Origin of the sequence: Microlunatus ginsengisoli (assembly GCF_039537205.1) — a bacterium.
GTDB lineage: Bacteria > Actinomycetota > Actinomycetes > Propionibacteriales > Propionibacteriaceae > Microlunatus > Microlunatus ginsengisoli.
In genome coordinates, this window is sequence record NZ_BAABAB010000030.1 from 1 (window position 1) to 13,058 (window position 13,058).

Below are 13,058 nucleotides of genomic sequence, written 5' to 3' on the forward strand. Positions count from 1 at the left end.
CCACGCCACCACCACCGGCGCCGCGGTGTCTGCCTTGTCCAGCAGCAAGTCGTACGTCAGGGTCGGCACCGTGCCCCCCGGCGCGGGCGTCTGACCGGTCCAGCTCGCTCCGACGGTCACCCGGAGCAGCGCCTGCTGCGGCAGCGCGTCTTTGCCGCTGTCCTGCCCGGGGCCCCACAGGTACCCGACGGGTCCGATCGCGGGGGACGACAGTTTGACGCCGGACAGTGTCAGGTAGCTGCGGGACGGGTCGGGGTCGCCGACGGCCTGTTTCAGCGCCGCCGGGTCGCCGGAGGTGTACGCGGCCAGCCACGCGTTCACCGCCGCGCCGTACGCCGCCTGTGGAGTCCCCGCCTCCACACCCGGCCAGGGCCACTGGCCGCCCTGCGCGGTCGTGCCGGTCGCCGGGATCGGCAGCAGCGCCGGCCGGGCCAACAGCACCGGCCCGTCCGGGGTGATCGCCAACTGGACGCCGGTCGTGTACAGGTTGTCCGCACGGTCGGCGATCACGAACCGGTAGGTCGCGATCCGGTAGTCGACGACCTCCCCGGGGTGCGCCGGGGCCGGGGTCTGGCTGGTCGCGTCGATCAGCGCCACCACCCGGCCGCCCGGAAGTGGTGACGGGTTCTGCCCGATCCACCGTTCCAGCAGCACCTGCGCCTGAGCCGCCTCCTGCGTTCCGCTCACGGTCTTATCGGTGGCCGACCCGTGGCCGGCGAGCTGCTGACCGGCGAGCACGAACAACGCCAACAGGGTCAACGGGAGCAGGATCACCGCCGCCCACACGTACACGGTGACCAGCCGACGCCAGCGTCGGGTCTTCTTCACGGTCGCGCTATCCGCCGCCGGTACGGTGTCCGGCACGGTCCACCAGTCGTCCACACCCGAACGCGGCTTGCGACCGCCCGGCCTGGCAGCCGGCCGATTCGCCGGCTTGGTGACGACCGGGGCGGTCATCGGCTGCTCCTTCTCCGGTCGAACCAGCGTTGCCAGCGCCGTCGAGGAGGCTCGACCCCATCGTCGGGACGATAGGCCGGGGCGACCACCTCAAGGTCGAAGATGCGGTGCAGCAACGTGTCGACCAGGTTCGCCAGTGCCGGCTGGTCGGCCAGGGTGTCGCCCAGGTTGAGCGCGGTCTGCAGGTCGTCGTCGACCCAGCCGATGCCCAGATGGACCGAGTGAGTGCGCAGGGTCTGGATCAGCCGGCCCTGGTCGACGTCGGCGCCGACCGGCATCCGGGACAGCAACGAGAAGACCCGGGCCGGGTTGATGCCCTCCGCCTCGAGGTTGGTCAGCAGCCGGTTCAGATTGGCCAGCCCGGCTGTCGACAGCCCGGCGATCGCCACCGCCCAGCCGCCCCGACCCAGCTGGGGCAAAATCAGGTCGGCCACCATCCGGCGCGGATCATCTGTTTCTACGATCTGGGTGTCGACGACAACGAGGTCAGCGATCCGGCGGGCGTCCTCCACCAGTTCGTACACGACGCCGGCGGTGACCCGGCGTGTCCGCAACTCCTCGGTCGACGGTGCCTGCAGGAAAGCGAACCCGGGTTTGCGGAGCCCGACGGCCCGGGTCTCGGCGAGCCGCGCCGGGGTGATGATCCCGTTCTCCAGGTTCCTGCCGTCGACGATCGCGTCGAACATGGTCGGCAACCCGCCGCCGCTGACCCTCAGGAACGTGGCGAGGTCGCCCTGGCCGAGATTGGCGTCGACCAGCACGACCCGCCGGCCCCGTTCCGCGGCCCGGGCTGCGAGGGCGAGGCTGAACGTGGACTTCCCGACCCCGCCACTTCCAGACAGCGTGAGCGCGACCTGACCCAAACCGATCCTGCAGGCCCCGATCCGGCTCGACGACGGCCGGCCCTGATGGGATCGGGCCACCCCAAAGACCGCGTCGCCGAGGTCGGCAGGCCTTTCCGGATCGGCCGGTTCATCCACGGCGGGAGGCGCTTCGTCGTCGGGTCCGGGTTCCCAGTCGTCCCAACCCTTGCCGCGGTCGACCAGCCGGCCGTCCGCTTCGAGCTCGAGCTGGTCCGGCACCAGGTCGTAGCCGTCGACGCCGGCGTTCTTCACAATGTCCTGGACCGGGCCGGGGAGTTGGTAGCTGCGGTAACCCTCGGCCTCGCTGACCGGCGAGCTCGCCGTGCCGAGCACGGTCAGCGCGACGTGCCGTTGGATCCTCGGGATCAGCCCGGCGATCCGGGGAGAGTTGAGGATCAGAACAGGCAGCAGCGCCCCTTCGCCGGCTACCTGGACCCAGTCCCGGACCGCCGACTGGAGCAGCTGGGCGGCCGACCTGAGGTCCGGATCGGACACCACCTCGAAACCGACCGCGGCGAGCTCCGGGGCGAGGTCGTGCAGGCCGACCAGTCCGAGCGGTGCCGACGGGCCGCCCGGCACCTCGGTCAGCCCGGCATCCGATTCCGCGCCGCCGGCGCCCGCAACGTCGACGAGCAGCGCGCCCGGATCGACATCGCGATCCAGCCCATTCACGCCAGTGCTCGGTATGGCTGGCCGCGACCGGTGGAGCTCACCGGAACGGGGCTGGTCATTGTTCGAGTCGGTCATAGCCAGAGACCTTCCACTGGTTGTTGCCGTCGGAAACGAGATAGAGCACAAGCGCCCGGCCCGGTGTGTAGGTGGCCTGCACGGAGATCTGTTCGTCGGAGGCGTCGAGGACATCGAGACCGTCGAACCGGCGGGCGGGCACATTCGCGACGTCGACCGTGGCAAGCCGCTTGTCGACGGCGGCAGTTACGTACGGCCTCAGCCGCGCCCGCCACCGATCGGTCGTGTCGCCGCTGCGGACCGTCGTGAACGCGGCCGCAAAACCCGCAGCGATGGGTCGCCAGTGTGGCTCGCCGGAACCGGCGCCCGGATCGCTTGGACCGGCGTCGCGTCCCGCGTCGGTCCCGGACGTATCGTCACCGGCCCCCTCGTTCACCGGCTCGGCCACGGCGGATACGGCACCGGACGGCGCGGGTGCGGAGGGCGACGTGACCGCGGCGGGTGGTGCGGTGGTAGGGACGGCCGGGACCATGGGTGCCGGTGTCGTCACACCCGGATCCGTGTGGCCGCCCGCCATCGTATGCGCGACGCCGACCCCGAGCGCGGCGACCACGAGCACCGCGGCCACGACCGTGCGGCGGTTCATGGCTTCACTCCGTGACGGTTTCGGTTCATGGCGTCACTCCGTGACGACGAAGGATGGGCATCGGGTCGGTCGGGCTGCCGTCGACCCGGATCTCGTAGTGCAGGTGCGCGCCCGCCGGCCCGGCGGGAATGACGTGGCCGGTAAAGCCGGTAGCCCCGATCACCTGGCCGGCGCGGACCCTCTGCCCGACGGTGACGTCGCGACGGGACAGGTGGCCGTACCAGACGGTGGTGCCCGGCGAGCCGTCCACCGAGACGACGATCAGGTTGCCGTAGCTGCGGTAGTTGCCCGAACTGTCGGTGAGCGCTTCGGAGCGGATCACGATGCCGTCGTCACTGCTCCGCACAGGAGTGCCCGCTGGCACGGGGAAGTCCTGTCCGGTGTGGCCGGGGTAGCAGCCGAAGCCGCAGCCGATCCGGTAGGAACCCTTCGGCAACGGCACCGTCCACGCCCCGGCGGGCAGGCTGCCGGTGTCCCCGGGGCCCGTCGCGGCATTGCCGAACACGGACACGTGCACGTGGTCGTAGTGCAACGAGGTCGGGTCGTTCCGCCCGGTGATGCTGCGGTAGGTCCGCCAGCCTTCGGCGTCACGGTCGACGTTCCAGATCTTCGCCGCGTAGATGATGTAGTGCACGCCGAGCTGGGTGTGGTGGTCCCGCATCCACGACGCGACCTGCCAGCCCAGCGCCGTCCCGGCCGCGGTGGCCCAGTCGGGGATCATCAGGTCCACCGCCCGGCCGGTCTGGTGGTCGTCGTCGGTGTTCGCCGGCCTGTTCCCGATCCCGTACATGGTGGTGATCTGCGGAAACTGGTGTTTCCCACACCGGGCCACCAGCAACGCGTCCGGGGTCAGCCCGTTCTCCACTCCCATCCCGGTCGGCGGGCAGGCGCCCAGCCCGGCCCCGGCCGGGGTGCCGGTAGCGCAGCTCTGGCCGGCAAACGTGGCCGTCGCGGCGGGGTCGGTGATCCCGGCGAGGCGTTGCACGATGGCCCTGGCAGCGGCCTCCCATTTGGCGTAGGCGTCGGGGAATGCGGAGCGTTGCACCGCCTGCGCGGCCGCGGCCACGCTCAGCTGCTGCCAGCCAGCCACATCGGTCAGTCCGGGGTTGTTCGTGTGGTCGGCGACCCCGTAGAACGCGCGGACGGCGAGGTGCGGGTCGCCGATCTGGGCCGGGATACCCCACCCGGACGACGGGCGTTGCTGGAACATGCCTTGGGAGTCACGGTCTCCGTATCCGAGGTTCCGGATCCCGGACTCCTGCAACGCCGCGGCCAGGGCGACGACCCAGCCGAACATCGGCACCTTCGCCGCCTTGCCCTCGGCGATCACGATCGCCGCGTTCGACACCTGCTCGCCGGTCAACGTCATGTCGACCCCGGCACACCACCCGGCACAGTCAGCCGGTCCGGCACCAACGGCCCCCCGGCGCCGGTGCTGATCGCGTCGACCCCGGACGCCGGTGTGGTCAGCGAGGGCAGCGGTGGGGCGGCGCTGCTCAGCGACACCCGCAGCGAGTGGTGGTCGGAGCCGTAGCTGTCGCCGACCTGTTGGCTGGTCGGGATGATCGTGCCAGTGGTCGACCAGACCCAGTCGATCAGCCGGGTGTCGTGGGTGCCGCCCGTCGCCGGCGCGCCGAGCATCCGCCAGTTGGTGGACACGCCGTGTCGGGCGAACTGGGCGTACGGCCACCGCGGATCGCGATACGTGGCGTCGCCGCGGGCGTCGATGTTCGCGTCGATGGTGCCGATCACCGGGCCGGCCGCCTTCAGCTTGTCGATCAGCCCGAGCAGTCGGCCGATCTGCTGGTCGTACACCCGGAGCCGCTGCGGCCGTGACCGGGCCGGCCGGCCGCCGGCGTCGATCGTCGGGATCAGATGCGTGTTCACGAACGAGAACGCGCCGCCGGTCGACCTGTCCCGCAGCTGGACCCAGGTGATCCACCGCGGTCCGAGGACGGTGCCCGACGCGCCCGGTTCGATCCGGACCAGACCGGACGCCTCCACCGCCCCGTGCGCGAGCAGGTCGTAGTTGGCCTTCCGCCACACTACCGGGGTGGTGTTGTTCCCGTCACCGCCGGCGTACAGCTGCCAGTCCTGGCCGAGCCGGGCCGCGATCTCGGCCCGTTTCCGCGACGAGGTGACCTCCTGCAACCCGATCACGTCCGCGGCCACGCCGATCGAGCGGATCCCGTCGACCACCCGTGCGGCCGGGTTCGTGTACAGGGTGTTCCAGGTCGCGACCGTCACGTCGATCCGGGCACCGGCACCGGTTGGCCGCGGTACTCCCGGATCGCCTGCAATCTGGGCGAACGGGTCCGTTCCGCAGGTCTGGGGCTGGCCGATTGCCCACCGGTACGCAGCATCGAAGATCGCGGTTGCGTCGGTCGCGGTGGTCGAGGGCATCGCGGCCAACGCGGAGATGAACGCTGACCGGACCCGTTCATGGATTGCGTTCGCGTGCGAATCGTCGGGGTCGACGGCCAGGATCTGTCGGTCGGAATCAGCCGGGTCGGTCATCACCCCGGCACCAGCGGCCAGGTCGTCGGCGTCGACATCGGGGTCGATCTCGGCCAGCCGGTCCGCGAACAGCCGGCCGAACGCGTAGGCGGCCGCCACCCGATCCTGGAGCTGCGCCGCTGTCAGCGGCGTGAGGCTGTGTCGGGTCAGGTCGGTGTTGAATGCCGCCAGGTCGGTGATCCCGTACGGCGGATCACCGGGCCCGGCCCAATGCCCTGCCGACCGGTCGACCGCTCCCAGCAGCATCCAGGACACCCCGGACGACTCAGCTCCGGCACGGTAGATGCCGATCTGCTGATCGGTCACACCGTCGGAGCCGGCAGCTGCCTGCGACATGCCATCGCGGGCCTGGTCATGATCGGCCACCAGTGAGCCGAGCGCGACGATCACCATCGTCCACGCCAGTACACCCGCCAGCGTCGGCGCGGTCAGCACGATCACCAGCCGCCGCCGCGTCCGCTTGTTCTTCACCGCCGTGACCGCGGTACCGGCGGCGGCACCGATGGCCGCGCCGTAGCCGGAGCCGACCTTCGCGCCGACCCGGGCACCGGCCGCGGCGTTCTCGACCAGCTCACGGGCGTCGCCACCCATTGAGCCGTCGGAGGTGCTCTCCCGCGTCAACAGGCCATCGGCGCCGCTGACCCGGCCTGTTTGGTCCGGGTTGCTGCTCGTCTGGTTCGGGTCGGTCATGGAACGGTCCCCTCCTGTCGGCGGCGTCGGCGGTGTCGGGTGGTCAGCGGCGGCGGAAGATGGCGATGGCGGTGACCAGCGCGGCGGCGATGAGGCCGACGCCGATCAGCAGGGTCCGTCCGACGAACTGGTTGGCGGTCATCTGCGGCCAGATCACCGCGGCGATCACCGCGGCGGGGATGAAGATGAAGATCATCGATCCCAGCCACAAACATCCGAGCCGCGGCCCGGTCCTGTCGTCGCTCATCAGACGTCTCCTCTCAACGCTGTCTTCTGGTCGGCAGTGAATGGGGCGTCGACGGCCTGGGCCCACTCGTCCTCGGCCCGCACGGGCGCCTCGTCGTGTGTCATGCCTTGTTGTTGCCGTTGTCGGAATGCGTCGAGGGCTTGTTGTCGCTCGAGTTGGCTGGTTCGGATCCGTTGCCGGACCAGCCGGGTGGTCTGCTTCGCGACGAGGACTCCGCCGACGGCCGCGGCGCCGGGCAGCCCGGCCACGGTGGCGGCGCCGAGGACGGCGGCGACACCGACCGCACGCTTCGGTACTCGTCGGGCCGCCTGCCTGGCCGCCGTGCCCGGATGCTGCGCGATGTCGACAGCGTGGCGTTGCGCGTCGAGCAGGCGGTCAGCGGCCGCGGTCTTTGTGGCGTCCCAGCCGACCTGCGCCGCACCCGCGACCCGGGCGGTGAGTCGTTCCTCCAGCCGGGGACGCTGATCGGCCTGATCTTGGATGCGGGCCGTGGTCGAAGCGTCCCGAGCCTCCGTGCGCATCGCCTTCCTGTCGGCGGCGATTTGTCGTTGCGCTGCGCGTTTCGCGGCCGGGGACGCCTGCCGGTCGGCGAGCACAGCCTCCGGCGAGGGGTGCCTGCCGACCGCAGCCGAGGTGGGCTCGGCCGGGGCTGCTCCCCGCGCCGTGCCTGGGCTGGTGGTCGGGGACTTCTGGGCCCCGTCGGTGGTCTGGTTGTTCGCTTTGCCGGCTGCCCGTCTGGTCTTGAGGCCGCCGAGCGCGGATCCGCCGAGTTTCATGCCACCGATCCCGGCCAGCGTTCTGGCGCCGACCGACAGCCGGCCCAGCCCTGCTACGACGCTGCCGCCGGCCGCACCGCCGGCCATCGCCCGCCCCCAACCGACCGCACCCTTCACGGTCATCGGTGACGGCAGGCCGATCGAGGTGAACGCCCGGTGCAGCGCGATCGCCGCCAACACCGGGGCGAGTCCGCCGAGCAGCATCGTCATCAGCGAGTTCGGACCGCCGGTGAAACCACCCAACAGCAGCCAGATGATCTTCACGAACAGGGTGACCATGGCCAGCATGAAGACCGCGAACGCGGAGAACAGGGTCAGCCCGAGGTATTCCTTGGTGAACCGGACCAGCTTCGTGTTGTCAGCGTTCGGCAGCAACACAACGGCCATCGCGAAGAACACGGTGAACAACATGACCAGGGTGATGATCTTCACCGTCAGGATCGCGGCACCCATCAGGCCGAACACCGCGAAGACGCCCAGTGAGGCGAGCACGTAGCCGATGCTGGCGATCCCGCCGGCGGTCTGGTTCGTGCCGTGCAGTGCGGAGATGAAGTCGTACACGGACGCCGGCATCTGGTCGGCGTGTTGCCGCAGTTGTTTGTCGCCGTCGCCCCAGTCGAAGATCGGGTCGACCGTTGCGGTGTCGGAGTTGAAGAAAGACCAGCAGGCCTGGTTGAGCTTCGGCGACCCGTCCACCGTGTCCGCATTCGCCCGGGCCGCCTGGTCGGCAATCAGCCACGCGTTGCCGTCGGGCGCCTTCCAGCCGGTCTTGCTGGTCACGTTGGCGAGTTGCCCGTCGCGGGGGACGCAGGCCGCCCACGCGATCCAGGCCTTGTCGTCCTCGATCCCGGACAGCTGCCGCCACGCCGGCGCGTCCGGTTTCACCCAGGCCGCGGTTGCGGTCGGGCTCGCGTCCGGTTGCGGCACTCGTGACATGACGTTGGTGATCGACGCCGAGGAGCGGTTGTTCGCGGCGTCGGTGCCGTCGATCAGGAAGGATCCGGTGCTGACCGGGATGGCGGCGTTCTTGTCGAGCATCCGGCACGCGACCCGGGTCTGTCCGTTCATGTTCTTGTTGCCGAACTGGCCGACCGACCAGGCGTTGTAGCCGGAGATCTGCCACAGGTTCGACACCGTCAGCGCGGGCACGGCTTCGCTGTTGATCACGCCGCCGCGTGACGCCTGGGCGGTGTAGCCGTCCTGCAGCGCTCCCAGGTAGGGGCCGCAGTCGAGCTGGTCGCCGGAGCTGGTGGTGTCGACGATGGTCTGTGCGGACAGCGCGGCCGCCGGCGCGGCGGCCAGCTCGGTCACGATCCGGTCGATCGTTGTCGCGAACCAGCCGGGGGAGCCGCGGCCCGGCTGGTATGGGGTGGTGAAGTCGCCGCCGATCCCGCCGCCGCGTGACTGGGTCGAACCGGCCACCATGATTGCGAACAGCGCGACGACCAGCAGCTTCACCCCGATCCGGCCCATCCACGCCGAATCCCGATTCCGGAAACCTTGCAGCAGCAACCCGACCAGCGTGCACACCAGCAGCCCGGCGATCAGGGATGAGTGGACCAACGCCCGGCCCAGCTGGGCGGCCGCGCTGTCGACCGCGCCGCCGACCGCCTGGAGTGGGCAGAACTGGGTCGACCAGGTCACCAGCTTCGTGGTCAGTCCGTAGAAGAAGTCCCCGATCACGAAGTTCACCGACTGCAACTGGCGTTGGACCGGTGCGAAGTCGACGATCCCGCCGTTCGAGCGGACATGGATCTTCTGGGTCGCACCGGACCACCGCTCCACCGGCAGATACTGGTAGTCGAACGACCGGCGCGCCGACGAACACAACGACCCCACCTGAGCCCGCGATGACGACGACGTCGCGGTCGGATCTGTCGGGCTCGCCGACGCCGGCCCGCCCATCCCCACCGTCAGCAGCAGGCACACAACCGTGCCGGCGGCCAGCCGGACCATCGGCCGCCTCACGGCCCCTCCCGATGCCCGACCAGGTTCCGGACCCCGCCGGGTCGGATGATCCGCCAGTCGTCCCGCGGCACGTCTACGACGGCTGCGCCGAGCATGAACTCGTTCAAGATCGCCCGGCGCCGATTCAACAGGGCCGCGTAATTCCGGATCCGGAGCCCGCACCGCGTCCGGCCGTGGAATAGCCACACCGCGGCAGCCATCCAGGCGGCGAGGAACCCGACCGCCCACACCCCGCCCACCGCCCACACCGCCGCAGTCGGCAACAGCCCGGTGACCAGGGCGACGATCAGGATCACCAGCACCCGCCACGGGAACTCGGCGACCCCGACCACCACGGTGCGGGTCGAGGACGCCTCCGGCCCTGTCATCGCCGTCAACGCGTACAACGGCTGATCGTTCACCGCTGCTGCCCTACTGGGTGGCGTTGTAGACGCTGATCACCGCGTTCGCGATCACGTCCACAAACGTCAACAGGATCGGGAAGATCACCCCCGGCGCGGATAGCACCGCGCCGATTCCGATCGCCCACCACAACTTCCCGCCATCCGCGACTCCCTTGTTGTTGTGCCGGGCCCGCTGCCAAAAAAAGCTCGCGAACGCCAACACCAACACCGCCACCCCGACCACGCTCAACACGTTCGTCAGCTGCGCGCCGCCAGACGAGGACACCGCGTTCCAAAACGTCGACCAGGCACCCGACAGATCCACACCACCCGCGAGCGGCATCAGCCCACTCACTTCACATCTCCATCTCGTTCGGGAGCCAGCGAGTCCTGTGCTGCCGCTCTGACGAGGCTGCGGCGAGAGGGCGTGGGAGAATCGAGGTCGGGACATCGGAACGCTCGCGCCAACGGCTGCCCGGAATACCAAAGTTGGCACGCCGCGGTTGGCCAAGTAGCCGGTTTGCCAATGCGTGGGCCAAGAGCCAGCCACCGTCCGCAAAAAGTCCGCAATTGGTCCGAGATGACCGTGAGCAGACGCGAGTACTCGAGGGCAGTTCTGCCTGCTCAGCTACCGCATATCGGAAAGTCGTGTGGCCGCCGATTGCGCTCGTAATGCGTAGGTCTGGGGTTCGATTCCCCAAGGCGGCTCCAGCCGAGCCCCCGACGGCTCGAGTTGCGCAGCTATGTCCGTCTCGGCGGTGTGTGTGCGGGGATAACCGGTGGGTCGGATTCGGCAGTGTCGAGGTGGGCGAAGGCGCGTCGAACCGCCAACTCGAGTCCCTCGGCCGGGAACGGCCACCGATCGTGGTCAGCGAGGACGCGCTCGACCGAGTCGCCGGAGCGATGCGCCAGGCGGAGTTGCTGAGCGAAGCGTTCGACCTCCGCGAGCTGGGACGCCACGAAGGCTCGGTCGACAACTGGACCGTGGCCGGGCACGACGATGTCAGTCTCGTCCAGGTCGGCCAGCAGCGAGCCGAGTTGGTTCGGCAGCTCGAGCGGGAAGCAGCCGGACCCGAACATCGGCGGCCCGGAAGCCTCGACGACATCGCCGACGATCCATGCGCGGGCGTCGGGGACGTGCAGAACGAGGTCGGTGTCGGTGTGTCCCGGTCCGAGCGGGTGCAGCAGGACCGTGCGCCCGCCGACCCGCACGGTCTGGCTTGAAGCGACCAGGCGGTTCGGTGGGGTGATCCGGAGATCGTCCCAGTCGCGATCCGGTTCGCCGCCTCCATCCGCGCGCCAAGCGGCCAGCCGCGGGCGCTCGTACGAGTCCAGGTGTGCTGGCAGACGGTGATGTCCGTAGATGGGGACGCCCTCGATGGGGTCGGAACCGAACGACTGGTTGCCGAAGGTGTGGTCGAAGTGGGCGTGCGTGTTCACCAGCATCCGCACCTGCGCCGGCAAGAACTCGGCGAGGTCGGTCTTCAGTTCGATGCCTTCGGTTGGTGACGAGCGGCTGTCGACCAGCAGGAGATCGTCGCAACCGCGGACGACGGTGATGTTGAGCTGAAGATGGTCGTACGCGCGCACGAACACCTCGGGAGCCACCTCGACCCACTGCGAATCAGGCACCGTCGACGCTGCTCAGACCGGACGCCCGTGCCGTACGGCCTGGAAGAGATCGACCAGGTGGTTCGCCGATCCCACCGCCGTGAGGACGCTCGACAGCATGCGGGGCGGGTCGCTGATCAAGGTGTCCCGCTCGATCAGTTCCGCGAAGTCGGGTTCGGGTCGGGCGAGGTGGACGCCGAGCGCGCTCATCGCGCGCATCACCTCGCGGGCCAGCAGGCCGTAGCCGATCGTGGTGGGATGCACCGCGTCGAGCGCGAACAGGCCGCCTTCGCAGCGGCCGAACCGGTCGGACCGGAAGTAGCGGCTGTCCGGGATCGGTGACAGCTGGCGGTATTCGTCCGGCAGATCGTACGGCGTCCACCAGGAGGGTTGGGCCTCGCTGTCGATCAGATAGCGGCGGTACGCGAGCCGGTCGAGGATTCCGGCCACGTCGACGACGGCCCACCGCCGCCCGGCCGGATCGTCGAGTTCGGCCACCCGGCGGCAGATGTGATCGTTGTAGAGGTCGACGGCGAAGTCGAGGACCCGGACCTGCTCGCCGGTGAGGCACGGGTTGACGTTGGCGCTGAAGGCGTCGTCGGGGATCCACGGCCTGGTGTAGCGGGCGAAGTAGCGGTCGCCGGCCATCTTCGGTCCGACCCCGCGCAGCATGGGAACGATGGTGACGTGCGGGACGGTGAAGACCAGGACGTACTCGGCCGCGATCGTCTCGACCTCCCTGATCAACGCGTCGTACTCGACCCGGAAGTGCTCCGGTGTCCAGGCCGTGTATGCGCGCTTCGCCTCCAGGTCGGCGTAGTCGTCGTCCTGGGTCCAGGCGATGTCGAAGTCGAGCACGGTGCTCAGGATGTTGTTGGCGCCGAGCCCGACGACCAGCGTCTCGATCCCGCCGTCCTCACCCAGCGCCTTCGCCAGCCGCACCGGCGTGTCGGTGGGACCGCCGCCCTCGAGCGTGATCAGGGCGGATCGCTCGGCGTGCGCGGAGGCGAACTGGACGAGACCATTGTCACCACGGTGGCGCGCTCGGCTGACCCGGTCCTGCAGCGTCGCGACGTCCAGCGACAAGGCGTCTCGGATGTCCTGGCCCCAGATGGCGAGATTGTGGTTCACCCGGTCGAGCTGCCGCGCGCCCGAGCACGATCCTTCGACGGCGACCGCGCCGTCGCCCCGCTCCCAGTAGTCCTCGACCTCGTCCATGATGTCGCGAAGTCGTGGCAGCACACGAAGCGCGCGCGGATCGAGAGCGGCACCCGGCCACTGGAGTGCGCGGATCGCCGCCTCGAGGTTGAACGGGAGCCCGGGCGCCACGTCCGGACCGTCGTACCACGGAACCTTGAACTGCCCGAGGCCGCCGTAGCGGGCCACGAGCTTCGGCCAGGACAGCTCGGTGTCGCGGATGGCGAGGCTCTTGAAACCATGGCTGATGGAGTCACCGAGAACGACCAGCCGGTGCTTTCGGCGTGGCCTGCTGCCGACGGAGGGGATCAGCGGGTCCAGGTCGACCGGCCTGCGTGGCTCCCAGATGATCCGGTCGCGGATCTCCTCCGGGGTGCCGTCCGGCACCGACGGGCGGCCCCGGTGTCCGAATGCCAGTTTCGCCACCGTCGCCTCGGCCGCATCCCGATCACCTGCCGCGGGGTCGCTCATGGCGTGAGGGTCCCATCGGGAGCCGTCAGCGACAAGGTCATATTG

Annotated in this window: 11 protein-coding genes; all 11 read right to left on the reverse strand. The window is 69.7% G+C overall.

What is annotated here, in order from left to right; all coding sequences use genetic code 11:
* Window positions 1-957: hypothetical protein (locus ABD747_RS19425; protein WP_344807689.1), on the reverse strand; the 957-nt coding region annotated here is incomplete at its 3' end.
* Window positions 954-2,492, reverse strand: coding sequence for a nucleotide-binding protein (locus ABD747_RS19430; RefSeq protein ID WP_344807691.1), 1,539 nt, complete (start codon window positions 2,490-2,492; stop codon window positions 954-956). The genes ABD747_RS19430 and ABD747_RS19425, both read right to left, overlap by 4 nt.
* 55 nt (window positions 2,493-2,547) lie before the next feature.
* The gene (locus ABD747_RS19435) at window positions 2,548-3,135 is read right to left on the reverse strand and encodes a hypothetical protein (RefSeq protein WP_344807693.1); all 588 of its coding nucleotides are present in this window, start codon (window positions 3,133-3,135) and stop codon (window positions 2,548-2,550) included.
* Between the two features lie 43 nt (window positions 3,136-3,178).
* Window positions 3,179-4,522 carry a M23 family metallopeptidase gene (locus ABD747_RS19440; protein WP_344807695.1) on the reverse strand — a complete coding sequence of 448 codons (1,344 nt, stop codon included), beginning with the start codon at window positions 4,520-4,522 and terminating at the stop codon, window positions 3,179-3,181.
* A complete protein-coding gene (locus ABD747_RS19445) occupies window positions 4,519-6,360 on the reverse strand; it encodes an exonuclease/endonuclease/phosphatase family protein (protein ID WP_344807697.1) in 1,842 nt (613 codons plus the stop codon). Before ABD747_RS19445 ends, ABD747_RS19440 begins: the two co-directional genes overlap by 4 nt.
* Window positions 6,361-6,403: 43 nt before the next feature.
* Window positions 6,404-6,607, reverse strand: a complete 204-nt coding sequence (locus ABD747_RS19450; protein WP_344807699.1) for a hypothetical protein — start codon at window positions 6,605-6,607, stop codon at window positions 6,404-6,406.
* On the reverse strand, window positions 6,607-9,351 hold the full coding sequence (locus tag ABD747_RS19455) for a hypothetical protein (RefSeq protein WP_344807701.1): 2,745 nt from the start codon (window positions 9,349-9,351) through the stop codon (window positions 6,607-6,609). Before ABD747_RS19455 ends, ABD747_RS19450 begins: the two co-directional genes overlap by 1 nt.
* Window positions 9,348-9,752 (reverse strand): hypothetical protein, encoded by a 405-nt coding sequence (locus ABD747_RS19460; RefSeq protein WP_344807703.1) that lies wholly within the window; start codon window positions 9,750-9,752, stop codon window positions 9,348-9,350. Before ABD747_RS19460 ends, ABD747_RS19455 begins: the two co-directional genes overlap by 4 nt.
* Window positions 9,753-9,762: 10 nt before the next feature.
* A complete protein-coding gene (locus ABD747_RS19465; protein WP_344807705.1) occupies window positions 9,763-10,089 on the reverse strand; it encodes a hypothetical protein in 327 nt (108 codons plus the stop codon).
* Between the two features lie 386 nt (window positions 10,090-10,475).
* Entirely contained in the window at window positions 10,476-11,366 is an 891-nt protein-coding gene (locus ABD747_RS19470; protein ID WP_344807707.1) for an MBL fold metallo-hydrolase, read from the reverse strand.
* Between the two features lie 12 nt (window positions 11,367-11,378).
* Complete coding sequence (locus ABD747_RS19475; RefSeq protein WP_344807709.1) at window positions 11,379-13,013, reverse strand: hypothetical protein; 1,635 nt, start codon at window positions 13,011-13,013, stop codon at window positions 11,379-11,381.
* Window positions 13,014-13,058: the final 45 nt, after the last annotated feature.

What these genes read in the sequence shown, in the direction of transcription:
- ABD747_RS19440 (WP_344807695.1), bottom strand. Translation starts at nt 4,522, where the DNA reads ATGACGTTGACCGGCGAGCAGGTGTCGAACGCGGCGATCGTGATCGCC.
- ABD747_RS19445 (WP_344807697.1), bottom strand. Translation starts at nt 6,360, where the DNA reads ATGACCGACCCGAACCAGACGAGCAGCAACCCGGACCAAACAGGCCGG.
- ABD747_RS19450 (WP_344807699.1), bottom strand. Translation starts at nt 6,607, where the DNA reads ATGAGCGACGACAGGACCGGGCCGCGGCTCGGATGTTTGTGGCTGGGA.
- ABD747_RS19475 (WP_344807709.1), bottom strand. Translation starts at nt 13,013, where the DNA reads ATGAGCGACCCCGCGGCAGGTGATCGGGATGCGGCCGAGGCGACGGTG.